This is a genomic window from Halobacterium sp. R2-5 (assembly GCF_011734195.1).
Lineage (GTDB): Archaea > Halobacteriota > Halobacteria > Halobacteriales > Halobacteriaceae > Halobacterium.
In genome coordinates, this window is record NZ_JAANTH010000001.1 from 186,947 (window position 1) to 209,966 (window position 23,020).

A 23,020-nucleotide genomic window follows, 5' to 3' on the forward strand; every position below is an offset into this window, starting at 1 on the left:
ACGTGCGCGCCGACGACGGGAGCGAGCGTTCGGCGGCGGAGGTAGACGGCCGTGAACACCGCCGGGACTGCGGTGAGCCGGGAGCCCGAGTGCTGGCGGTCCGCGCCCATTGTCGCCACAATGTCGACACGACCGCATATAAGTCGCGTCGCGGTTGCTCCGCCTGCAAATCGGCGGTGCGCCGGAAGCCGGAGCGGGACGAGTCGCTACTGCGGAGACGTCGGCTCGCGGGCCGGGTCGACCGGCCGGAGCTCCGCGGAGAAGTGCCGGAGTTCGGGCATCGGCGGCTCGGAGACGACCTCGTACCCGGTGACCGCTTCGCCCTTCTCGCAGACCGCGGCGGCGGTGTCGGCGACGTGTTCGAGGTGGTCGGGCCCGTACGTGCGTCGCGGGACGGCGAGCCGCACGAGGTCGTCGCGCTCGGTCTCGGGGAACGCGAACCGCCCGAGTTCGACGGCGCGAACGCCGCCCTCGCGGTAGAGCTCGCAGACGAACGCCTGGCCGGGGAACGCCTCGCGTGGGAGGTGCGGGAGCGCCTCGTTGGCGTTCACGTAGACCGCGTGGCCGCCGGCGGGCTGATAGACGGGGATGCCGCGGTCGGCGAGCGCCTCGCAGAGCGCTTCCACTTGCGCGACGCGCTCCGCGACGTACGGGGGTTCGACGGCCTCACGGAGTCCGACGGCGAACGCCGCGAGGTCCCGTCCCGACATGCCGCCGTACGTGGAGAACCCCTCGTAGAGGATGCCGCGCTGGCGGCACTGCTGGTAGAGTTCTCCATCGTCCCGGAGCCCGACGAACCCGCCGACGTTCACGAGGCCGTCCTTCTTCCCGCTCATCACGCAGGCGTCGGCGTACGAGAGCTGCTCGCGGGCGACGGCAGCGACGGACTCGTCGGCGAACTCGGGCTCGCGGCGCTGCACGAAGTGGGCGTTCTCCGCGAACCGGCAGGCGTCGACGACGAACGTGGCGTCGATCTCCTGGGCGAACGCCGCGACCTCGCGCGTGTTCTGCACGCTGACGGGCTGGCCGGCCATCGAGTTGTTCGTGATCGTGAGCACGACCACGGGGACGTTCTCGGCGCCGACGTCGTCGACGACGCGGCGCGCGGTCTCGACGTCGAAGTTCCCCTTGAACGGGTGGTCGCTGTCGCCGTCGCGAGCCTCCGGGACCGGGCAGTCCACGGGGTCGCCGCCGTTCGCCGCGACGTGAGCACGCGTCGTGTCGAAGTGCGCGTTGTTCAGGACGACGTCGCCGTCGTCGACGAGCGCGCCGTAGAGCACGTTCTCCGCGCCGCGGCCCTGGTGGGCGGGGACGATCCGCTCGAACCCCATGACGTCGCGGACGGCGGCCTCGAGTTCGCGGAAGCTATCGCTGCCGGCGTACGCCTCGTCGCCAGTGAACATCGCCGCCCACTGCTCGTTGCTCATCGTGCCGGTGCCGGAGTCCGTCAGGAGGTCGACGAACACGTCCGCGCTGTCGAGGGCGAAGACGTTGAAGCCGGCGTCGCGCAGCGCGGCCTCGCGGTCCTCGCGGTCGAGCAGTCGGATCGGTTCGACCATCGTCGTCTTGTACGAGCGCACACCGCAGTAGTGGGCGCGCGCCGTGAAGAATCCCGCCGGAGAAGACGTGTACGGCCGTGTACAGGCGTGTACGGTAGCGGCCGGTCTCGTGCGGTCAGGAGCTGAAGTGCTCCTGGACGATCTCGAGGGTGTCCTCTCGGTCCTCCCAGTCGACGAAGACGGCCACGGAGGTGGCGCTGGAGATGATGTCGATGACGTTGATGCCGGCGTCCGCGATGGGGTCGACGATGCGCCGGAGCACCCCGGGCTGGTTCGGGAGTTCCCCGCCGAGCACGCGGATGACGGCGACGTCCTCGCGGACGGTGACCGAGGAGAGCTCGCCGACCTCGATGACTTCGCTGTGGAGGACGTTCTCGGCGCGCTCGGCGACGTCCTGGTCGACGTAGAACGTCATCGAGTCCATCCCCGAGGCGACCGCGTCGACGTTGATGTCGCTGTCGTACAGTGCAGTCGACAGCGTCGACATGATGCCGGGGCGGTTGCGGATGGCGCGCCCGGCGACCGTGAGACACGACAGCGGCGTGTCCCGCATGTCGATCATGTTCTCGAACTGACCCTCGATCTTCGTGCCGCCGGACAGCAGGTCGCCGTGCTGGTAGTGGATGACGCGGACGTCGAGTTCGTCGTCCTTGAAGGATAGCGCGGACGGCGCGACCACTTCCGCGCCGCGGAAGGATAGGTTCCGGAGTTCGTCGACGGTGATCTCGCCGACGTTGCGCGCGCCCTCGACGACGTGCGGGTCGCCGGTCATGACGCCCTCGACGTCGGTGACGATGACGACCTCGTCGGCGTCCGCGTACCGGCCGAGCATCACGGCCGTGGTGTCGGAGCCGCCGCGGCCGAGCGTCGTCACGTTCCCGTCGAGGTCCTCCGCGAGGAAGCCCGTGATGACGGGGACGACGTCGTCGAGGTCCGCCGCGAGCGCCTCCACGCGCCGCTGGGTCTCCTCGGCGTCGACCTCGCCGCGGTCGTTCGCGACGACGGGCCAGTCTGGGTGGCCGGGTTCGAGGAAGACGGCGTTCACGCCGCGGGCGGCCAGCGCCGCCTTCAGCATCCGCACGGAGGTGCGTTCGCCCATCGAGACGATCTCCGCGCGGTCGGCCTCCTCGGCGTCGAACGTGATGTCGTCGAGTAGTTCGTCGGTCGTGTTCCCCATCGCGGACGCCACTACCGCGATTTCGTGGCCGGCGGCGACAGCGTCGGCGATGGAGTCGGCGGCCCGCTCGATGCGGTCGCCGCTGCCGAGGCTGGTGCCGCCGAACTTCGCGACTACGCGCATCGCGTCCCACCGGTCGTCGGAGCCGTGCTCATTGCCGGGTCGTAGGGACGGGGGTGGTGTTAACTGCTTCCATGCGCGAAACGGTTGCCGACCCCGACGACGGGAGTCGCGCGCCCCGTTGACCGGGCGGCCGCGGGATTAAGGTTGGTCCCCCGCGTACGCGGCGGCATGCACGTACGGGACGCGACGGCGGACGACGCGGCCGCCCTCGACCGCGTAGCCGACGACGACCTCGACGCGGCGCGCCTCGTCAGAGACCGCACGGTCCGTGTCGCGGACGACGGCGACGGCGACCTGGTCGGGTTCGTCGCGTTCGACACGTGGCGGGGCGCCGTCCACGTCACGCGGCTGGACGGCGATCCGGACGTCGTCGAGCGGCTGCTGGACGCGCCGCGGGAGTTCGCCGCCCACGAGGACCTCGCCGTGGAGGTCGTACTCGTCGAAGGCGATTCGCTCGCGGACGTCCTGCTCGACGTCGGGTTCGAGGACGCGGGGCCGGGGCCGCGGTTCGACGGGGAGAAGACGAGGCGGTTCCGCTGCGAGCCCTAGAGGTCCGCGCGCTCGAAGACGGCGTAGCCGAGTACGGGAACGACGACGAGCCACAGCAGCATCGTCGCGAGCGCCGCCCACTCGGTGAGGAAGACGGGCGGGTTCTGCGGGAACAGCGCCGCGACGAGCGTGGAGTTCCCGGGGAGGAACTGCAGGACGGCACTGGTGAACGCCTCCGATGGCGGGATGCGGGTCAACAGGATGTACCACTCGGGCGGCTGTCCGGCCATTCTGGGGCCGAACGAGCCGTTCAGCACGTAGTAGACGCCCGCGGGGACGAGCTGCCACGCGAGCTCGAAGACGACGAAGAACCCGGCAGCGATGATGGTGGCGCGGCCGGTGCTCTTCGTGGTGGCGGAGAGGCCGACGCCGATGGCGGTGTACAGCACGCCGAGCAGCACGGTAAGCGCGGAGAAGCCGACGTACGCGCCGAAGTCGAAGGTGTCGTACAGCACGAACGTGACGACTGCGGCGACGACGAGGCCGACGACGATGGAGACGGTCATCACCGCGCTGCGGCCGACGACCTTCCCGACGACGGCGTCCCGGCGGGAGTGGGGAAGCGACAGCAGGAACTTCGCGCTGCCGGACTCGACTTCGCCGGCGATGGCCTTGTGTGACATCACGAGCGCGGTCAGCGGGATGAGCCACGTGACCGGGGTGAGCAGCAAGAAGATGAGGCCGAGCGCCTCCAGCTCCCCGCCCTGCCCGCCGCTCTGGAGGAGCGTGTAGACGTAGGCCGCGCCCGCCATGAACAGCACGAACAGCGCGGTGAGCGCCCACAGCGCCTTCGAGCGCGCGGCGTCCTGGAAGTCCTTCTTCGCGATGGCCGCCCAGCTCATGCCGACACCCCCTCGTCGCGGTCGTCGGTGTACGCGGCGAACACGTCGTCCAGCGACGCCTCGCGGGTGGAGAAGTCGACGACTTCGCCGCCGGCGCCCTCGGCGGCGTCGAGGATGTCGGTCTTCGCGGCGCTGTCCGCGCTCACGGTGAGCGTGTCGCCGTCCGTGGTGACGCCCGTGACGCCGGGAACGTCCTCGACGGCGTCGACGATTGCGGGCGTGAGCTCCGCGACGGTGACCGACAGCGACGACCCGGTGCCGGCTGCGTCACGCAGCCCGCGGATGGTGTCCTGGGCGACGAGCTCGCCGGCCTGGAGGATGCCGACGCGGTCGCAGACCGCCTCGACCTGTTCGAGGATGTGACTGGAGAAGAACACCGTGGCGCCGCGGGCGGCCTCCTCCTTGATGATTTCGCGCATCTCGCGGGCGCCGTTCGGGTCCAGCCCCGTCGAGGGCTCGTCGAGGATGAGGAGGTCGGGGTCGCCGACGAGCGCGATGGCCAGCGCGAGCCGCTGCTGCATCCCCTTCGAGAACCCGCCGGCCTTCCGGTCGGCGGCGTCCGGGATGCCGACGCGCTCCAGGAGTTCGTCGACGTCGTCGTCGGCGTTCTTCGACTCGATGGCGAACTCGAGGTGCTGGCGGGCGGTGAGGCGCTCGTAGACGTTGAACCCCTCGGGGAGGACGCCGATGCGCCGGCGGATGGCCAGGGACTCGTCGTGGGCGTCGTGGCCGAGCACCGTCGCGGTGCCGGAGGTCGGTCGGACGAAGTCCAGGATGATGTCGATGGTCGTCGACTTCCCGGCGCCGTTCGGCCCGAGGAAGCCGTATATCTCGCCGTCCTGGACCCGCAGGTCGAGGTCTCGGAGGGCGGTGACGTCACCGTACCGCTTGGTGACGCCGGAGAGTTCGATTGCTGCCATGGCGGGGAGGTGTCCCCGCGGTCGTAAATCCATTGTGGTGGTTCGCAGCGCGAGCGAGCGCGCGAGCAGTCGCCTCAGAGTTCGACGCGGCCGAATCGCCGCTCGGCGAGCGCGAAACCGCCGACCGTCCACGCGAGCAGGACGGCGGCGCCGATGCCGTCGGGGACGGAGCCGGCCGTCGCGACGCCGTCGACGCCGACGACGGTGAGCGTGTTCGCGTACGCGTACAGCGGGCTAGCGACGACCAGCGCGTCCGTGAGACCGCTGCTCACCCGGACGCCGAAGGTGCCGCCGAGGACGACGCGGCCGAGGCTCAGCGCGATCGGCCAGAACAGCGCGAGCGCGAAGAAGCCGTACGTGGTCGCGGCGGAGAGCGTCGTCGACGTCGACCCTGCGGTGAGCGCGAGCGTCGCGGCGACGAACGCGACTGCGAGGAGCGCGGCGAGCGCGACGACAGCGAGCACGCGGACGGGCGACAGCGCCGCGCCGCGGGCTGCGTAGACAACGCTCGCGGTGACGACGGCGGCGACGACGGCGACGACCGTAATCGCGAGTCGGGCGGCGCCGGCGCCCGCGAGGAACGTCGAGCGGTCGTGCGGGAGCGCGAGCGTGAGGCGGACGCGGCCGGTGTCGACGGCGCTCGGGACCGCTTCGTGGGTGAGCGTGCCGGCGGCCAGCGGGACGGCGAACATGAACAACAGCGCGAGCACTGCGGGCAGCGGCGTCGCGATGGCGCCGTTCGTGGCGCCGTACGCGGCGGCGGCGGCGACGAACGCGAAGAGGCCGCCGAACACGAGCAGTGAGTTGTCCGCGCGGAGCGTTCGGAGGTCGCGGCGCGCGACGACGGGCCACGTCACGGCGCCGCCACCACCGGGTAGAGGGCTGACTGCATAGGCGAGCGATGACGGCGGGGGGCAAGTGTCTTGCTTCCGACTGCAGCCGCTGTGAACGCCTACACGCGGTCGTCGGGGTCGTGGGAGTCCCGCATCCGACTGGCCTCCTGCCCGTAGCGCTCGCGGTCCTCGCTGTCCTCGACGGGTTCGAGGTCGTCGACGTCGGCGTCGACGGCGGCGGTCGGGTCGCCGGCGTTCAGCGAGCGCTGCTTGCGGAGCACGCGCTCGCCGTCGGGCGTCGCGTACACGAGGTTGAGCAGGCCCTTGTCGGTGTACTCGCGGAAGACCAGCCAGACGCGCTCGGTTTCGGGCATGCGAGTTGGTTCGACGGCCCGTGATTCAAGTGTGGCGGTTCGACGCCCCGCCAGCCGGGTGGTCACCCCGCGATGAGGCCGGCGACGAGTCCGCCGACCGCGGCGAGCACCACGTCGACGACGAGGTAGACGAGCATCGCGAGGAGGACGAGGACGGCGACGGAGCCGTAGCCGGCGGCGAGCGTGCCGGCGACCGCCGCCAGCCAGACGACGTAGCCGGGCGCGCCGAACACCACGCCGGCGAGCGCGCCGTCGAGGGTCGCACTGCGGTCGGAGAGGGAGCCGGCGGCGCCGCCGCCGAGCACCTGGACGAACGGCACGAACACCAGCGCGGTCGCGAGCAGGCCGCCGAGCAGCGGCGCGTGCCAGCGTGGAGCCTGGCGTCCCTCGGCGAGGCGGTCGCGGACGCCGTTGCGGTACCGCCGGAACCAGATGCAGGCGGCGACCGTGAGGAGGCCGGCGACGACCAGGCCGCCGGCGGACCAGGTGGCGACCGTGTAGACGGCGTCGGCGAGCTCGGGCTCCGTCAGCGGGAACTCCGCCGCGTCCGGGCCCGTGAGGAACTCGGCGGCGAACTCCTCGGCGAGCGCGCGGTCGAAGTCGTTCACGAGAGTGACGCCGAGCCAGGCGGCGAGGACGCCGCCGATAGCGAGCAGGCCGACGATCAGCCAGTCCAGCCAGGTGTCGTAGAACAGCGACAGGCTCTCCGGGCCCGCGTGGTCGTCGGGCGCGTCTGCAGTGGCAGCCATACGAGTGAGGGTCTCTCGACGGGCGGGTAAGGCTACCGACCGTTCGCAGGCGCCGAGAGGCCGCCGGGACCGCGTGGTTGAAAGCCGCGAAACACCTACCCGTGGCCGATGGACGCCGACGAGGTCAGGGAGCGCGCGAACGACCTGCCGACGGAGCCCGGCGTCTACCAGTTCCTCGAACGGAGCGGCGAGGCCGACACCGTCCTCTACGTCGGGAAGGCCGTCGACGTGCGGGACCGCGTGCGCTCCTATGCTGACCCCCGGAGCAGGCGCATCGCGCGGATGGTCGAGCGCGCGGACGCTGTCGACTTCGCGGTGACGGACACGGAGACGCAGGCGCTGTTGCTGGAGGCGAACCTCGTGAAGCGCCACCAGCCGCGGTACAACGTCCGCCTCAAGGACGACAAGTCCTACCCGCTGGTGCAGTTCACCGACCACGTCGTCCCCCGCATCGAGGTGACCCGCGACCCCGAAGAGGGCGCGGCGGCGTACGGTCCGTACACGGACAAGGGCGAGGTCGAGACGGTGGTGAAGGCGATTCGCGAGGTGTACGGCGTTCGGGGGTGTTCGGACCACAAGTACAGCGGCCGCGACCGCCCGTGCCTGGACTACGAGATGGGGCTGTGTACGGCGCCGTGCACGGGCGAAATCAGCGAGTCGGACTACGCCGCGGACGTGGAGTCCGCGCGCCGGTTCTTCGAGGGGGAGACGGGCGCGCTCGCGGATCCCATCGAGCGCGAGATGGAGCGCGCCGCACAGGAGCAGAACTTCGAGCGCGCGGCGAACCTCCGGGACCGCCTCGATGCAGTCGAGGCGTTCCACGGCGGCGCGGGCGCGGCGGTCGCGAACAGCGACGACGCCGCGACGACGGACGTACTCGGCGTAGCTGTCGAGGGCGAGGACGCGACGGTCGCGCGGCTACACGCCGAGCGCGGCCAGCTCGTCGAGCGCGACCAGCACCACCTAGATGCGCCGGACGGTGAGAATCCGGCCGACGTACTGGCGGCGTTCCTCGTGCAGTTCTACGCGGAGCGGGACCTCCCGGACCGCCTGCTGTTGCCCGAGCACCACGGCGACGACGACGTGGCGGCGTGGCTCGATGAGGCGGGCGTCGAGGTCCGCGTGCCGGGCGCGGGCCGGGACGCGACGCTCGTCGACCTGGCGCTGAAGAACGCCCACCGGCGGTCGGGCGACCGCGACGAGCTGGGCGCGCTCGCGGACGCCCTCGGCATCGACCGCCCGACCCGCATCGAGGGGTTCGACGTGAGCCACGCGCAGGGGAAGTCCGCGGTCGGCAGCGACGTCTGTTTCGTCGACGGGAGCGCGGAGAAGGCCGACTACCGCCGGAAGAAGCTCGACGACGAGAACGACGACTACGCGAACATGTACCGGCTGGTGCGGTGGCGCGCGGACCGCGCGGTCGAGGGTCGCGACGACCGCCCGGAACCCGACCTCCTGCTCATCGACGGCGGCGAAGGGCAGCTAGACGCCGCCCGCGACGCCCTCGCGGACGCGGGCTGGGACGTGCCCGCGGTCGCGCTCGCGAAGGACGCGGAACTCGTGATAACCGAGCGGCGGACGTACGACTGGCCGGGCGACGCACCGCAGCTCCACGTCCTCCAGCGCGTGCGCGACGAGGCCCACCGGTTCGCGGTCGCGTACCACCAGACGCTCCGGGACGACGTCGGGACCGCCCTCGACAACGTCGACGGGGTCGGCCCCGAACTCCGCAAGCGCCTGCTGCGGCGGTTCGGCAGCGTCGAGGGCGTCCGCGAGGCCTCCGCCGACGACCTCCGCGACGTCGACGGCGTGGGCGAGGCGACCGCGGAGACCATCGCGAGCCGGCTGTAACTAACCTTCGAGAACGTCCATGACATTCATTGGCAGGGGGAAGTATGTCCGCCCGTAATGAGCTACGACAACGGGCGTCGAGGGCGCATCGACGACGAGACCGGCCGCGCCAGCGACGAGACACCGCCGGCAGGGCCGCTCCGCACCGTCGTCGCGCGTCTCCGGCGCCACGTACGAGAGTGGCCGAGCCGGTACGTCGACCAGCAGGCAGAACTGTACGAGCGGTAGCTACGACTCGACTCGGACTGTCATCACCGGCACCGGCGACGTGCGCACGACTTTCTCCGTGACGCTCCCGACGAGGTAGTGGTCGAGGCCCGTACGACCGTGGGCCCCATCACGACGGCGTCGATCCCCTCGTTCTCGACGTAAGCGACGATGGCCTCGTGGGGGACGCCCTCGACGACGGCGCGCTCGACGGCCGCGTCGTCCGGGAGGGAAGCGACGGTTTCGTCGGCGTCGCGCTCCGCGCGCTCGCGCTAAATTCCGCAGCGAGCGGCTGCCAGGCGCGCGTTTGTGGAGGTATCACAGGGTCTGTGTGAGCCGCTCGCCAGCGGGCCACCCCGGCTCCGACCGCCGGAAAGAAAGGGAGCCGACGACTAGCGGGCTAGCGGCCGAGATGCCGGAGCGGTCGTTCTACCTCGTAAACGCCAAATACCATGGCAATTAATGGCACGGACATGGCAACGTCGTTCGGCGCAATATCGCTCGTACCACCGCTGCTCGCGATCGCTCTGGCAATCATCACGAGGCGCGCGATGCTGTCGCTGTTCCTCGGCGTCTGGGTCGGCGGCGCCATCGTCGCCGCCGACACCGCCGACAGCGCGCTCGAACTGGTCGCAGTGCCGTTCTCTGGCGTCATCGAGGCGTTCGACTGGGTCATCAGTGCGGTCGGCGAGAGCACGTTCAACGCGAAAATCATCATCTTCACGTTCCTGCTCGGCGCGGGCATCGCGTTGCTGTGGCGGCTCGGCGGCTCGCTCGCCGTCGCGCAGTTCGCGCGCTCGAAAGTCGACTCCCACCGGCGCGTCGGCATCGTCACGTGGCTGTTCGGGATGGTGTGGTTCTTCGACGACTACGCCAACACCGCCATCGTCGGGTCGGCGATGAAGGACATGGCCGACAACATGCAGATGTCCCGGGAGAAGCTGGCGTACATCCTCGACTCGACGGCCGCGCCCGTCGCGACGTTCGGCATCTCCTCGTGGGTGGCGTTCCAGATCGGGCTCGTCCAGACCGCCTACGAGAACCTCGGCATCCAGGGGGAGACGCCGTCGGCGACGCTGACCTTCCTCTGGTCGATTCCGTTCAACGTCTACTGCCTGTTCGCCATCCTCATGGTCGGCATCGTCGTCGTCACCCAGCGGGACTTCGGCGAGATGCTCGACGCCGAGACGCGGTCCCAGCGGACGGGCAACGTCACGCGCGAGAACGCCAACCCCCTCCAGAGCATGAAAGAAGACCTCGGCGACCCCGTCACGGACGACCCCCGGCTGCGGACGTTCGTCCTCCCGGTGCTCGTCCTCGTCACCGTCGTCATCGGCGGCGCGGCCTGGAGCGGCTACGCGCCCGGCCGTGACGTCCTCGGCGTCGTCGAGAACGCCGACTTCACCGCCGCGCTCGTCTGGGGGTCGTTCAGCATGGTGGCGACCGCGCTCACCCTCGGCGTCTACGACGGCCACATCGACGTCGCGGAGGGCATGGAGACCGTCCTCGACGGGTTCGGCATCATGCTCCACGCGGTCAGCATCCTCGTGCTCGCGTGGTCGATCGGCTCCGTCGCGTCCGCGCTCGGCACCGGCACCTACGTCACCAACGTCGCCGAGGGCTTCGTCTCGCCGACGCTGCTACCCGTCGTCATCCTGTTCACGGCGGCGGTCATCTCGTTCTCCATCGGCACCTCCTGGGGGACGATGTCGCTGGTGACGCCCGTCGCCGTGCCGCTGGCGTGGTCCGTCGGCAGCCAGGACCCCCAGATGGTTGCGGTCGCGGTCGGCGCGGTGTTCAGCGGCTCCATCTTCGGCGACCACTGCTCGCCCATCTCCGACACGACCATCCTCTCGTCGACGTTCGCCGGCTCCGACCACATCGACCACGTCCGCACGCAGATGTACTACGCGGTCACCGTCATCGTGGTCGCGACGCTGGCGTACCTCGTCTACGGCATCACCGGCCTCGGCCCGGTCGTCTTCCTGCCGCTCGGCGCGGCCGTGCTCTTCGGCGTCGTCTACGTGCTCTCCGAGTTCGACGCGAACCGCAAGGACGTCCACGCCAAGCCGTTCGAGCGCGCGGGCGCCGGCACGAGCGACGACGACTGACCCGCTCGGCGCTCAGAACTCGGGGTCGATTTCGGGCGCGACGCCGTCGTCTCCTTCCTCGCCGGCGAGGTCGTACTCCTCGCGGAGCTCCCGGATGCGGTCGCGGATGTCCGCCGCGAGCTCGAACTCCAGGTTGTTCGCGGCCGCGTCCATCCGTTCTTCTAGCTCCTCGACGAGGACGGCGGCCTCCTGCTCGTCGCTCGGCCCGTCGCCCGCGACGTCGGACGTGTCGGTCTCCGCGCCGGGGAGGTTCATCTCGCTGACGTCCTTGTCGATGGTCGTCGGCGTCGTGCCGTGTTCCTCGTTGTACTCGCGCTGGATGCGGCGGCGGCGCTGGGTCTCCTCGATTGCGTCCCGCATCGCGTCCGTGCGCTCGTCGGCGTACAGCACGACCTCGCCGTTGACGTTGCGGGCGGCCCGGCCCATCGTCTGGACGAGGCTGGTCTCCGAGCGCAGGAACCCCTCCTGGTCGGCGTCCAGAATCGCGACCAGCGAGACCTCGGGGATGTCCAGGCCCTCCCGGAGGAGGTTGATGCCGACGAGCACGTCGAACTCGCCGAGGCGCAGTCCCCGCACGAGTTCGTGGCGTTCGAGCGTGTCCGTCTCGTCGTGCATGTACTCGACGGCGACCCCGGCTTCTTCGAGGTACTCCGTGAGGTCCTCGGCCATGCGCTTGGTGAGCGTCGTGACGAGCACGCGCTCGTCGTTCTCGACGCGGCCGTCGATGCGGTCCATCAGGTCCTCGACCTGCCCCGTCGCGTCCGCCACGGAGATCTCGGGGTCGACGAGGTGGGTCGGGCGGACGATCTGCTCGACGACCTGCGCGGAGTGCTCGCGCTCGTAGTCCCCCGGGGTCGCGGAGACGTACAGCGTGCGGTCGGTCTTCTCCTCGAACTCCTCGAACGTCAGCGGGCGGTTGTCGTACGCCGTCGGGAGCCGGAAGCCGTTCTCCACGAGGCTGTCTTTCCGGGACTTGTCGCCCGCGTACTGGCCCTTGATCTGGGGGACGGTGCGGTGGGACTCGTCGATGACGGTGAGGAAGTCGTCCGGGAAGTAGTCCAGCAGCGTGTAGGGCGCGTCTCCGGGTTCGCGGTCCGAGAGGTAGACGGAGTAGTTCTCGATGCCGGAACAGTAGCCCGCCTCGGCCATCATCTCGAGGTCGAACGTGGTGCGTTCCTCGATGCGCTGGGCGGCGACCATGTCGCCGTCGCGCTCGAAGTGCCGGACGCGCTCGTGCATGTCGTCGCGGATCCGCTCGATGGCCTGTTCCATCTCGCTCTCGGGCACCGAGTAGTGCTCCGCCGGGTGGAACAGGACAGCGGGCTCCTCGCTCTCGACGGTGCCCTCCAGCGGGTCGAGTTTCGCCATCCGGTCGACCTCGTCGCCCCAGAACTCCACGCGCACGGGGTAGCGGCCGTACATCGGGAACACCTCGACGGTGTCCCCCCTGACGCGGAACGTGCCCTGCGTGAAGTCGACGTCGTTGCGCTCGTAGTTGAGGTCTACGAGCCGCCCCAGGAGCTCGTCGCGCTCGATCTCCTGGCCGACTTCGAGGCGGAGGCTCATGTCCTCGTAGTTCCGCGGGTCACCGAGCCCGTAGATGGCGGAGACGGAGGCGACGACGATGACGTCGTCCCGCGTCAAAAGCGAGCGCGTCGCGGAGTGGCGCAGGCGGTCGATCTCGTCGTTGATGGAGGCGTCCTTCTCGATGTACTTGTCCGTCTGCTCGACGTACGCCTCGGGCTGGTAGTAGTCGTAGTAGGAGACGAAGTACTCGACGGCGTTGTCCGGGAAGAGGTTCCGGAGCTCCTCGTAGAGCTGGGCCGCGAGCGTCTTGTTGTGCGCGATGACGAGCGTCGGCTGCTGGAGCTCCTCGACCACCCACGAGACGGTGTTCGTCTTCCCGGAGCCAGTCACCCCGAGCAGCGTCTGCTTCTCCGCGCCGCTCTCGTACCCCTCCGCCAGCTCCTCGATGGCGTCGGGCTGGTCGCCCGCAGGGTCGAACGGCGCGTCGACGCGGAACGGCTTCTCGGCCTCGGGTCGGTCCGGCTGGAGTGGACCGCTGGCGTCGCTCATTGTCTGGTTTTAGGTGCGAGGACACTTCAGGGGAGCGGCAGCGTAGCGGGCCGTCGGCGCACCACGTGCTGGCGAACGCGGAGCGCAGCGACGCGCTCCGAGACGTGCGCGAGCGCGTGACAGCGTGGCGGATGCGCTCGACCACGTGGTGAGCGTGCAGGACGCGGTCGGCGAGGGGTCGCGGTAGCGCCCACCTATTTCCCGGGCGCGCCCCTCACTCCGAGTATGGTACGCGAAGACCTGCGTTCAGCGAGCGACCACCTTCGAGCAGCAGCGGTCGCCGCCGCGGACAGCGAGCACGAGGAACGGCTCTACGACCAGTCCGACACGCTGGCGGAACTCGCGACGGCCGACAACGGCCCCGACCACGGGCGGCTCGCGCGTATCCAGCAGAAACTCGCCGGCATCGCCAGCGAGGCGAACGACGACGCGGCCGCGAACATCCAGGACGCCAAGGACAGCATCCGAGACTACCGGGAGACCGTCGAGGGCGTCTAGCGAGCACTTTTTGCGCTACGGGGCGCCTGCGGCGCCCCTTGTCTGCTCACGGGCGCTTCGCGCCCGTTCGCACGGCCAGCGAGACCTCCGGTCTCGCTCGGGCAAAAACTCGCGGGAAAAGCACTCCTCGTCGTTCGAAAGACGGCTCCGTCGTCTTTCGTGATGCCGAAAGGCGCTTCGCGCCTTTCGAACCACTCCCGACGGTCGCTCGTCGGCCCGCGCTCGCTCGTTACGCGCGTTCGCGCAGTGAATCGCTTCGTCCTCGTGAGCGAAGCGAACGAGGGACAGACAGACCGGGGGTGTGCTCAGTCTCGGATCCTTCGGACCACTCGCTCGCGGATGCTTGCGGCGGGGAATCGGGTAGCAGAAACGGGGCCGCTGTCGCTTTTCGCGAAACAGCGTCGAAGGTCGGTAGCAGAGGGAGCGCGGTTACTCGTCGTCCTCGGTGGACGTCTGGTCCACGTCGGCTTCGCCCTCGTAGATTTTCGCGCCGTCCTGGACGACCTTCTCGGAGAGCACCGCGCACTTCACGCGCATCGGCGTCACTTCCACGCCGAGCATGTCGAGGACGTCGTCGGTGTCCATCTCCTCCACCTCGTCGAGAGTCATCCCCGGGAGTTCCTGCGTGAGCATGCTCGCGGAGGCCTGACTGATGGCGCAGCCGTCACCGCGGAACGCCACGCGCTCGATAGTCTCCCCGTCGTCTTCGAGCTTCACGTCGAACTCCAGCTCGTCCCCGCAGGAGGGGTTGTACCCCTCGTGAGAGAACGTCGCCTCGCCGAGTTCGCCGTGGTTCCGGGGGTTGCGATAGTGGTCGAGAATCTGCTGCCGGTACATGTCCGAGCCCATGCTCATATTGGGCGTTCGTAGGGTAGAACGCCGTAAAAACGTTCCGCGGAACGACACGCTAACTCTCGAAAGTAGCATTCGCGCGGCGAAGCCGCGCGATTCACCGAGCGCGAACGCAGTGAGCGCTCGGGCGCCGAGGACCCCCGGAGCGGGGTCCGACGGCGCTTTTTCCGCGAGTTTTTGCCAGCGAGCGGCGCGTAGCGCCGCGAGCGCAGCAAAAAGTGCGTGGCTAGGCGAAGATTTCCCGAGCGGCGTCGAGGGAGTCGACGAGCGCGTCGACTTCCGCTTTGGTGTTGTAGAGGTAGAAGGACGCGCGGACGGACGCCGCGACGTCGAGTTTCTGGTGGAGCGGCTGGGTGCAGTGGTCGCCGGCGCGGATGGCGATGCCGTAATCGTTGATGATGGACGCGAGGTCGTGGGCGTGGATGCCGTCGACGTTGAACGCGACGACGGCGCCGCGGTCGTCGCCGGGCGGGCCGTAGATCTCGACGTCGTCGAACTCGTCGAGGCGCTCGTAGGCGTACTCGGTGATTCGCTCCTCGTGGGCCTGGATGGCTTCCATGCCGACGTCGTCGAGGTAGTCGGCGGCCTCCGCGAGCGCGATGCCCTGCGCGATGAGCGGCGTGCCCGCCTCGTACTTCCACGGGAGGTCGTTCCACGTCGTCTCCTCGAAAGAGACGCGCCGGATCATGTCGCCGCCGTAGAGGAACGGCTCCATGTCCTCGAGAATCTCCTGTTTGCCGTAGAGGCCGCCGATTCCCGTGGGGCCGGCCATCTTGTGCCCGGAGAAGACGTAGAAGTCGACGTCGAGTTCCTTCACGTCGACCGGGCGGTTCGGGACGGCCTGCGCGCCGTCGCCGAGAATGAGCGCGTCCTGCTCGTGGGCGAGGTCCGCGAGTTCGCGCATCGGGTTGACGGTGCCGAGGACGTTCGACGCGTGCACCACGGAGACCATCTCGACGTCGTCGTCGATGAGCTCGGCGGCGTGGTCCATGTCGAGGCGGCCGTCCTCGTCGACGCGGATGTAACGCACCTCGGCGCCGACCTTCTCCGCGATCTGCTGCCACGTGACGAACGACGAGTGGTGCTCCATCTCCGAGAGCACGACCGCGTCGCCCTCCGAGAGCTCGTTGAGCCCCCACGAGTACGCCACGAGGTTGATGGACTCCGTGGTGTTCTTCGTGAAGATCATCTCCTCGCGGCCGTCCGCCCCCACGAACTCCGCGAGGCGGTCGTGGGCCTCCTCGTACGCGATGGAGGCCTCCTGGCTGAGCTGGTGGATGCCGCGGTGGACGTTCGCGTTGTAGCCGCGGTAGTAGTCCGAGAAGACGTCGACGACCCGGTCGGGGGTCTGCGTGGTCGCCGCGTTGTCGAGGTAGACCAGCGACTGGCCGTCGCCGACCTCCCGTTCGAGAATCGGGAAGTCCGCCCGGATGGCGTCGACGTCCAGCGAGTCCTGTTCGGTGGCTTCCATTGCCCGCTCGTAGGGTTCGCGGGCACTACTGTTCTTCGGTGCCGGGAGAACTGCCGGAAGCGCGGACGCGCTACAGCCGCAGGAACTGCGCGTGGACGGTGCCGTCGAGGTCGAGGACGTTCGCCGCCTCGACGTGGCCTTCCTCGATCGCGAGGTCGACGACGTCGGCGCCGACGAGGTTCCCGATGTCGGCGCGAGCGAGCGACTCGCGGACCGCCTCGGCGGACGCCTCCTCGCCGCCGTAGAACTCCTCGGAGACGGTGAACTCCGTCTCGCCGTTCGCGAACGTCTCCCCGAGCACGTCGGGGTCGCAGGCGGTCACCAGCAGGCCGCGCTCGGTCTGTCGCTCGCTGACGATCATCACTCGCGTTCGACGAGGTCCTGCTCCTGGGCCTCGCGGATCTCCTCGGCCTGCTCGGCGACGGCCTGGGCCTCCTCGTCGCGGCCGAGCGCCTCCAGCGCGCGCTGTTTCTCCTCGTAGACGTCGGCCTGCTGGAAGCCCAGCCGGATGGCGTTGTCCAGCGCGTCGAGGGCCTGCTCGTGGCGCTCGCGCTCGTTTTCGATGAACCCGAGGTTGTACCACGCCTGGGGCAGGCGGTCGTTCGACCGGACGGCCTTCTCGGCGTGGTAGTAGGCCTCCTCGTCCTCGCCGAACTCCCACAGCGAGTACGCGAGGTTGGTGTGCGCCTCGGCCTCGAAGTCGCCGTCCTCCGCGACGAAGATGGCCTCGCGGTGGGCGCCGACGGCCTCGTCCCACTCCTCCATCTGGCCGTGCGCGATGCCCTTGTTCACCCACGCCTCCTGTTCGAGGTCCTCGTCGTCGGTGAAGCGGGCGGCGCGCTCGAACGCGTCGGCGGCCTGCTCGTGGCGGTTGATGCCGAGGTAGCTGAGGCCGACGTCGACGAGTTCGTCGGCGTCGACGTCCTCGTTCTGGACGACGCGCTCGTCCAGCGAGTCGCTGACGACGCGGCTGTCGACGGGGTCGACGCTCGACGGGTCGTCGACGGAGAGCTCCGGCGGGTCGAGGTCGAACGCCTCGTAGGGCTCGTCGAAGCCCTCCCCCTCGGAGAACTGGTGGTCCGCGACCGGGTCCTCGGGCGGCTCGGGCTCCTCTCGGTCAGTCATACCGTCGCCTAGCGCGGCCGAGAGGTTAAGGGCAACGCACCGAGAACGCCCGCTATGCGGCTGTTCGTCAGCGTCGACCTCCCGGATCGCCTCGCCGACGATGTCGCGGACGTGCAGGCGGAGTTCGCGGACGCCGACGGCCTCGACTTCGTGGACCCCGAGCAGGCCCACCTCACGCTGAAGTTCCTCGGCGACGTCCCGGAATCCCGCGAGGGCGAGCTAATCGACGCCCTCGAGTCGGCCGTCGCGGCCAGCGGTGTGGCGCCGTTCGACGCCGAGCTCCGCGGCCTCGGCGTGTTCCCGAGCCTCGACTACATCTCCGTGCTGTGGCTCGGCGTCGAGGAGGGCGGCGACGAGCTCGCGCGCCTGCACGAGGCAATCGAGGAGCAGTTCGTCGAGGAGCACGGTTTCGACCCGGAGGACCACGAGTTCACGCCGCACGTCACGCTCGCGCGGATGAAGCACGCCGGCGGCAAGGAACTCGTTCAAGATCTCGTGCGTGAACGCGACCCCGAGGTCGGAACGATGCGCGTCTCCGAAGTGCGGCTCACGGAGAGCACGCTCACCCCGGAGGGCCCCGAGTACGAGACCGTCCGCGCCGTGGACCTGGCGAGGCGGGCCTGAGCCCGCCGCAGAAGAACAAGGTTTTAACGCCGGCGGTGGTAGCGGCGAACACTATGGGCAAGAAATCGAAGGCGCAGAAGAAGCGACTGGCGAAGCTCGAACGCCAGAACAGCCGCGTGCCCGCGTGGGTCATGATGAAGACGAACCGGGACGTCCAGCGCAACCCGAAGCGCCGCAACTGGCGGCGTAACGACACCGACGAATAATGTCCGCCAGCGACTTCGAGGAGCGCATCGTCACCGTGCCGCTCCGCGACGTGACGAAGGTGCCGAACCACGAACAGGCCGGACAGGCGATGACCATCATCCGCGAACACCTCGCGAAGCACTTCGCGGTCGAGGAGGACGAGGTCCGCCTCGACCCCTCCATCAACGAGGCCATCTGGTCGGAAGGCCAGAAGAACCCGCCGCGGAAGGTCCGCGTGCACGCCGCGCGCTTCGTCGAGGACGGCGAGACGGTCGTCGAAGCCGAGTACGAAGAGTAAGAACTTGTTACGCGCTGCCTTCCTCGGCTCTCCGTACGTCGGCGTCTTCGCTCGCGCGACGAGCGACTGCGTCGTCGTCCGCCCGGACCTCTCCGAGGAGCAGACCGACGCCGTCGCCGAGGAGCTCGGCGTCCCCGCGGTACCGACGACCGTCGGCGGGTCGTCGACGGTCGGCTCGCTGGTCGCCGGGAACTCGAACGGCCTGCTCGTCAGCGGGCGCATCCGGCAGCGCGAGCGCGACCGCATCGAGGACGCTGTCGACGTCTCCGTCGGCGAGCTCCCCGGCCGCGTGAACGCCGCGGGGAACGTCGTCGTCGCGAACGACAACGGCGCGTACGTCCACTCGGAGCTCTCCCGGGAGGCCGTCCAGGCCGTCGAGGACGCGCTCGACGTGCCCGTGACTCGCGGCCGGCTCGCCGGCGTGAACACGGTCGGCACCGCCGCGGTCGCGACGAACGACGGCGTGCTCTGCCACCCCAAGTCCACGGACGGCGAGCTCGACGATATCGAGGACGCGCTGGACGTGCGCGCGGACGTCGGCACCGTGAACTACGGCGCTCCTCTCGTGGGCTCCGGGCTCGTCGCCAACGACGACGGCTACGTCGTCGGCGAGGACACCACCGGCCCCGAGCTCGGGCGCATCGACGACGCGCTCGGCTACATCGACTGACGGCTGTTTTCTCACTGCGCCTCTCGCTTCGATTCGACGAGGGCTGATACCCCCGGGGACGGCGGTTTTACCGCCCCGCCGAGTTCCCGAGTAGGAAGATACTTCCCCGTCGCTCCCGGAATTTTGGGTATGAGTCTTGGAGGCGGCGGCGGTCAACAGCAGCTTCAGCAGCTTTCACAGGAAATTCAGGCCCTCGAAGAGGAGAAAGAGGAACTCGAGGAGGAAGTCGAGGACCTCGAGGCCGAGAAGGTCGAGATCGACGAGGCCCAGGAGGCCCTCGACGTGCTCGAAACCGGCTCGACCGTGCAGGTCCCGCTCGGCGGCGACACGTACGTCCGCGCCGAGGTCGAGGACATCGACGAGGTCGTCGTCAGCCTCGGCGGCGGCTACGCGGCCGAGCAGGACGCCGACGACGCGGCGGACGTGCTCGACGAGAAGCGCGAGGCGGTCGACGAGCGCATCGAGGACGTCCGCTCGGAGATCGCGGAGGTCGAAGAGGAGCAGGAGGCCCTCGAACAGCAGGCACAGCAGGCCCAGCAGCAGATGATGCAGCAGCAGATGCAGGCCCAGCAGCAACAGCAGCAGGACGGCGAGTAAGGGCATGTTCGACGGGCTGAAGGACAAGCTCTCGAACTTCCGCGAGGACGCCGAGGAGGTCGCCGAGGAAAACGCCGAGGAGCTCGACGACCCGGAGGCGGAAGCGGTCGAGGGCGACGAGGCGGCGGCAGCGGAGTCCGAAGAAGCGGGAGCAGCCGACGCAGCAGCGGTCGAAGCGGAGCCGGACGAGGCGGCCGAAGCGGCAGCGGAGCCCGCGGAGGCCGAGGCTCCGGAACCGGATTCTCTCGACGAGGAAGACGCCGGAGCGGAGGCTGAAGTCGAGCCGGCCGAGGAGTCCGAGGCCGAAGCCGAGGACGAATCCGGCGAGGAAGCGGAGGACGACAGCTCTGGCGGCGGGTTCGTGAGCAAGGCGACGTCGTTCGCTCGCGGGCGCGTCGTCATCGAGGAGGAGGACCTCGAGGAGCCGTTGCGCGAGCTGGAGTTCGCGCTGCTGGAGAGCGACGTGGAGATGAGCGTCGCCGAGGAGATTCTCGACCAGATTCGGTCGGACCTCGTCGGCGAGGAGCGGAAGTTCACCGAGAGCACCGGCGCGCTCGTCGAGGACGCGCTCCGGGACGCGCTGCTGTCGGTCATCGACGTGAACGGCTTCGACTTCGAGGAGGCCATCGCGGCGGCCGAGAAGCCGGTGACGGTCGTGTTCACGGGCGTCAACGGCGTCGGGAAGACGACAACCATCGCGAAGCTCTCGAAGCGCCTCGAGGACCAAGGGTACTCGGTCGTGCTGGCGAACGGCGACACGTACCGCGCCGGCGCGAACGAGCAGCTCCAGGAGCACGCCGACAACCTCGGCGTGAAGCTCATCAGCCACGAGCAGGGCGGCGACCCGACCGCGGTGGTGTACGACGCCGTCGAGTACGCGGAGGCCAACGACATTGATGTCGTGCTCGGCGACACCGCCGGCCGGCTGCACACCTCCGACGACCTGATGTCGCAACTGGAGAAGCTCGACCGCGTCGTCGACCCGGACTACACGGTGTTCGTCGACGAGGCGGTCGCGGGCCAGGACGCAGTCAACCGCGCCAGCGAGTTCGACAGCGCGGCCGCCATCGACGGCACGATTCTGACGATGGCGGACGCCGACAGCCAGGGCGGCGCCGCCATCTCCGTCGCCCGCGTCACCGGGAAGCCGATCCTGTTCCTCGGCACCGGCCAGGGGTACGACGACCTCCGGAAGTTCGACCCGGAGGCGCTCGTCGACGACCTGCTCGAAGAGGACGAAGAGTAGCCTCTCGATTCTACGGTTTTCCCGTTTACCGACCGCTCAGACTGGCGTGTCGGGTTCGGTCGTCTCCGCGTCGACGAGTACGAAGTCGAGTCGCCGGTCGTCGCGGTCGTACGCGCGCACGTCCTCGACGTTCCACGGCGGCACCGCAACGAGCACGGTCGCGTGGAGGTCGTCGGTGACGGAGACCGTCGGGTCGCCGTCCGGATGCGAGACGAACCGGCCGGCGGTCTGGCCGGTCGGCGTCGCGAGGTCCACGCCGAAGACGCCCGCCAGCGAGCTGCCGGCGTCCGGGAAGTAGAAGTCCGAGAGCACCGGCGTCTCCGCGTCCAGCCCCGTCAGCGGGCCGTCCGTCGGCCGCAGGTCGCCAGCGCGCGTCGCGGCGAGCCGCACCGAGAGTTCGCCCGGGTCGGCGTCCGCCGCGAGCTCACAGAGCACTGAGACGAGCGCTCTCGTAGCGTACGTAGGCACGAGCGGACGTACGGCGTCACCCGGGTTGAACGTATCGACTGTCGTGAACGAAGGCGCTGCTCACGGTTCGCTGCGCTCGCCGCTCGCGTTAACGTGGCGCGTCGGCGACGCGACTCACGGCTCGCTACGCTCGCCGTTCGTCATAACGTGGCCTCCCTCCGGTCGGCCACGCTCCGCAGAAAAAGGCTCTTACGCCCCCACCGCCTATCAGTTGGTAATAATGGTACTCGACGACCTCGGGAGTTCCCTGCGGGGGACCCTCGACAAGCTCCGCGGGAAGTCCCGCATCTCCGAGGAGGACGTCGACGAAATCGTCAAGGAGATTCAGCGGTCGCTGCTCCAGGCGGACGTCGACGTGAGCCTCGTGATGGAGCTATCGGACTCCATCGAAGAGCGCGCCCTGGAGGAGGAGCCGCCGGGCGGGACGTCCGCCCGCGACCACGTCCTCCGCATCGTCTACGAGGAGCTCGTCGACCTGGTCGGCGACTCCACGGAGATCCCCCTGGAGAACCAGACCATCCTGCTGGCGGGCCTGCAGGGCTCCGGGAAGACGACGACCGCCGCGAAGATGGCGTGGTGGTTCTCGAAGAAGGGGCTCCGGCCCGCGGTCATCCAGACGGACACGTTCCGGCCCGGCGCGTACGACCAAGCCGAGCAGATGACCGAGCGCGCGGAGGTCGCGTTCTACGGCGACCCCGACGAGGACGACCCCGTGAAGATCGCCCGCGACGGCCTCGAAGCCACCGAGGACGCCGACGTCCACATCGTGGACACGGCGGGCCGCCACGCGCTCGAAGACGACCTCATCAGCGAGATCGAGGACATCGAGTCCGCGGTCGAGCCCGACCGCAGCCTGCTCGTGCTCGACGCCGCCATCGGCCAGGGCGCGAAAGACCAGGCCCGCGAGTTCGACGACTCCATCGGCATCGACGGCGTCGCCATCACGAAGCTCGACGGGACGGCGAAGGGTGGCGGTGCGCTGACGGCCGTCGACGAGACGGGCTCGACCATCGCGTTCCTCGGGACCGGGGAGACGGTCCAGGACATCGAGCGCTTCGAGCCGGACAGCTTCATCTCGCGGCTGCTCGGGATGGGCGACCTCAAGCAGCTCACCGAGCGCGTCGAGCGCGCGATGGAGGAGACCGGGCTCGAGGAGGACGACGACTGGGACCCCGAGGACATGATGAAGGGGGAGTTCACCCTGAAGGACATGCGCAAGCAGATGGAGGCCATGGACAACATGGGTCCCCTCGACCAGGTGATGGACATGATTCCGGGGATGGGCGGCGGCATGATGGACCAGCTCCCGGACGACGCGATGGACGTCACCCAGGAGCGCATGCGGAACTTCGAGGTCATCATGGACTCGATGACCGAGGAGGAACTGGAGAACCCCCGCTCCATCGGCGCCTCGCAGGTCCGGCGCATCGCGAAGGGCTCCGGGAAGAGCGAGGACACCATCCGGGAGTTGCTCGACCAGCACAAGATGATGTCCCAGACGATGAAGCAGTTCCAGGGGATGGGCGACGGGGACATGCAGCGCATGATGAAGCAGATGCAGCAGGGCGGCGGCGGTGGCGGCGGAGGCGGCGGCTTCGGCGGGATGTTCTGACC

25 protein-coding genes and 1 pseudogene are annotated in these 23,020 nt (G+C 69.3%); 12 read left to right on the forward strand and 14 right to left on the reverse strand.

The features are described 5' to 3' along the window. Positions 1-206 precede the first annotated feature (206 nt). Complete coding sequence (locus G9C83_RS01045; RefSeq protein ID WP_167244276.1) at positions 207-1,580, reverse strand: tryptophanase; 1,374 nt, start codon at positions 1,578-1,580, stop codon at positions 207-209. Between the two features lie 94 nt (positions 1,581-1,674). Continuing rightward, positions 1,675-2,859 carry an aspartate kinase gene (locus G9C83_RS01050; protein ID WP_167244277.1) on the reverse strand — a complete coding sequence of 395 codons (1,185 nt, stop codon included), beginning with the start codon at positions 2,857-2,859 and terminating at the stop codon, positions 1,675-1,677. Positions 2,860-3,027: 168 nt separating this feature from the next. Between G9C83_RS01050 and G9C83_RS01055 the strand changes: the two genes are divergently transcribed. Next, entirely contained in the window at positions 3,028-3,408 is a 381-nt protein-coding gene (locus G9C83_RS01055; protein ID WP_167244278.1) for a hypothetical protein, read from the forward strand. Here G9C83_RS01055 and G9C83_RS01060 read toward each other — a convergent pair. The 5 genes from G9C83_RS01060 to G9C83_RS01080 form a co-directional block, all read right to left on the reverse strand. Then, entirely contained in the window at positions 3,405-4,250 is an 846-nt protein-coding gene (locus G9C83_RS01060) for an ABC transporter permease (RefSeq protein WP_167244279.1), read from the reverse strand. The genes G9C83_RS01055 and G9C83_RS01060 overlap by 4 nt on opposite strands. After that, positions 4,247-5,170, reverse strand: a complete 924-nt coding sequence (locus G9C83_RS01065) for an ABC transporter ATP-binding protein (protein WP_167244280.1) — start codon at positions 5,168-5,170, stop codon at positions 4,247-4,249. Before G9C83_RS01065 ends, G9C83_RS01060 begins: the two co-directional genes overlap by 4 nt. Before the next feature lie 74 nt (positions 5,171-5,244). Then, entirely contained in the window at positions 5,245-6,027 is a 783-nt protein-coding gene (locus G9C83_RS01070) for an ABC transporter permease subunit (RefSeq protein ID WP_167244281.1), read from the reverse strand. Positions 6,028-6,122: 95 nt separating this feature from the next. Beyond that, the gene (locus G9C83_RS01075; protein ID WP_167244282.1) at positions 6,123-6,377 is read right to left on the reverse strand and encodes a hypothetical protein; all 255 of its coding nucleotides are present in this window, start codon (positions 6,375-6,377) and stop codon (positions 6,123-6,125) included. A 62-nt stretch (positions 6,378-6,439) separates the two neighbouring features. Next, on the reverse strand, positions 6,440-7,126 hold the full coding sequence (locus tag G9C83_RS01080; protein WP_167244283.1) for a hypothetical protein: 687 nt from the start codon (positions 7,124-7,126) through the stop codon (positions 6,440-6,442). Positions 7,127-7,234: 108 nt separating this feature from the next. Between G9C83_RS01080 and G9C83_RS01085 the strand changes: the two genes are divergently transcribed. Together G9C83_RS01085 and G9C83_RS01090 are read left to right on the forward strand one after the other, a co-directional pair. Then, entirely contained in the window at positions 7,235-8,977 is a 1,743-nt protein-coding gene (locus tag G9C83_RS01085) for an excinuclease ABC subunit C (RefSeq protein ID WP_167244284.1), read from the forward strand. Between the two features lie 57 nt (positions 8,978-9,034). After that, entirely contained in the window at positions 9,035-9,205 is a 171-nt protein-coding gene (locus G9C83_RS01090) for a hypothetical protein (RefSeq protein WP_167244285.1), read from the forward strand. Here the strand turns inward: G9C83_RS01090 and G9C83_RS15955 are convergent. Further along, positions 9,206-9,456, reverse strand: a pseudogene (locus G9C83_RS15955) (universal stress protein); the annotation flags it as partial. Between the two features lie 201 nt (positions 9,457-9,657). Between G9C83_RS15955 and G9C83_RS01100 the strand changes: the two are divergent. Next, the gene (locus G9C83_RS01100; RefSeq protein WP_167244286.1) at positions 9,658-11,295 is read left to right on the forward strand and encodes a Na+/H+ antiporter NhaC family protein; all 1,638 of its coding nucleotides are present in this window, start codon (positions 9,658-9,660) and stop codon (positions 11,293-11,295) included. Between the two features lie 12 nt (positions 11,296-11,307). On the opposite strand, the gene uvrB is transcribed toward G9C83_RS01100, so the two are convergent. After that, on the reverse strand, positions 11,308-13,371 hold the full coding sequence (gene uvrB / locus G9C83_RS01105; protein WP_167244287.1) for an excinuclease ABC subunit UvrB: 2,064 nt from the start codon (positions 13,369-13,371) through the stop codon (positions 11,308-11,310). A 225-nt stretch (positions 13,372-13,596) separates the two neighbouring features. On the opposite strand from uvrB, the gene G9C83_RS01110 reads away from it, so the two are divergent. Further along, on the forward strand, positions 13,597-13,869 hold the full coding sequence (locus G9C83_RS01110) for a hypothetical protein (protein WP_167244288.1): 273 nt from the start codon (positions 13,597-13,599) through the stop codon (positions 13,867-13,869). 429 nt (positions 13,870-14,298) lie between these two features. Here G9C83_RS01110 and sufU read toward each other — a convergent pair whose 3' ends face one another. The 4 genes from sufU to G9C83_RS01130 all read right to left on the reverse strand — a co-directional run bounded on the left by sufU (position 14,299) and on the right by G9C83_RS01130 (position 17,317). Further along, a complete protein-coding gene (gene sufU, locus G9C83_RS01115; protein WP_167244289.1) occupies positions 14,299-14,724 on the reverse strand; it encodes a Fe-S cluster assembly sulfur transfer protein SufU in 426 nt (141 codons plus the stop codon). Positions 14,725-14,947: 223 nt separating this feature from the next. Further along, the gene (locus G9C83_RS01120; protein ID WP_167244290.1) at positions 14,948-16,192 is read right to left on the reverse strand and encodes a cysteine desulfurase; all 1,245 of its coding nucleotides are present in this window, start codon (positions 16,190-16,192) and stop codon (positions 14,948-14,950) included. A gap of 70 nt (positions 16,193-16,262) precedes the next feature. Beyond that, the gene (locus tag G9C83_RS01125; RefSeq protein WP_167244291.1) at positions 16,263-16,553 is read right to left on the reverse strand and encodes a DUF424 family protein; all 291 of its coding nucleotides are present in this window, start codon (positions 16,551-16,553) and stop codon (positions 16,263-16,265) included. Beyond that, positions 16,553-17,317, reverse strand: coding sequence for a tetratricopeptide repeat protein (locus tag G9C83_RS01130; RefSeq protein ID WP_167244292.1), 765 nt, complete (start codon positions 17,315-17,317; stop codon positions 16,553-16,555). Before G9C83_RS01130 ends, G9C83_RS01125 begins: the two co-directional genes overlap by 1 nt. A gap of 54 nt (positions 17,318-17,371) precedes the next feature. On the opposite strand from G9C83_RS01130, the gene thpR reads away from it, so the two are divergent. The 6 genes from thpR to ftsY all read left to right on the forward strand — a co-directional run bounded on the left by thpR (position 17,372) and on the right by ftsY (position 20,938). Then, a complete protein-coding gene (gene thpR / locus G9C83_RS01135) occupies positions 17,372-17,941 on the forward strand; it encodes an RNA 2',3'-cyclic phosphodiesterase (protein ID WP_167244293.1) in 570 nt (189 codons plus the stop codon). Positions 17,942-17,994: 53 nt separating this feature from the next. Beyond that, positions 17,995-18,147, forward strand: coding sequence for a 50S ribosomal protein L39e (locus G9C83_RS01140; RefSeq protein WP_059057931.1), 153 nt, complete (start codon positions 17,995-17,997; stop codon positions 18,145-18,147). Next, positions 18,147-18,425, forward strand: coding sequence for a 50S ribosomal protein L31e (locus G9C83_RS01145; RefSeq protein ID WP_167244294.1), 279 nt, complete (start codon positions 18,147-18,149; stop codon positions 18,423-18,425). The genes G9C83_RS01140 and G9C83_RS01145 overlap by 1 nt, the downstream gene beginning before the upstream one ends. Before the next feature lie 4 nt (positions 18,426-18,429). Beyond that, the gene (locus G9C83_RS01150; protein ID WP_167244295.1) at positions 18,430-19,095 is read left to right on the forward strand and encodes a translation initiation factor IF-6; all 666 of its coding nucleotides are present in this window, start codon (positions 18,430-18,432) and stop codon (positions 19,093-19,095) included. A 129-nt stretch (positions 19,096-19,224) separates the two neighbouring features. Then, positions 19,225-19,692 (forward strand): prefoldin subunit alpha, encoded by a 468-nt coding sequence (gene pfdA, locus G9C83_RS01155; protein WP_167244296.1) that lies wholly within the window; start codon positions 19,225-19,227, stop codon positions 19,690-19,692. Positions 19,693-19,696: 4 nt separating this feature from the next. After that, complete coding sequence (gene ftsY, locus G9C83_RS01160; RefSeq protein WP_167244297.1) at positions 19,697-20,938, forward strand: signal recognition particle-docking protein FtsY; 1,242 nt, start codon at positions 19,697-19,699, stop codon at positions 20,936-20,938. 36 nt (positions 20,939-20,974) lie between these two features. Here ftsY and G9C83_RS01165 read toward each other — a convergent pair whose 3' ends face one another. Then, positions 20,975-21,406 (reverse strand): hypothetical protein, encoded by a 432-nt coding sequence (locus tag G9C83_RS01165; RefSeq protein WP_167244298.1) that lies wholly within the window; start codon positions 21,404-21,406, stop codon positions 20,975-20,977. Between the two features lie 220 nt (positions 21,407-21,626). Here G9C83_RS01165 and G9C83_RS01170 point away from each other — a divergent pair, with 220 nt between their 5' ends. Beyond that, on the forward strand, positions 21,627-23,018 hold the full coding sequence (locus tag G9C83_RS01170) for a signal recognition particle protein Srp54 (protein WP_167244299.1): 1,392 nt from the start codon (positions 21,627-21,629) through the stop codon (positions 23,016-23,018). The last annotated feature ends 2 nt before the right edge of the window (positions 23,019-23,020 follow it).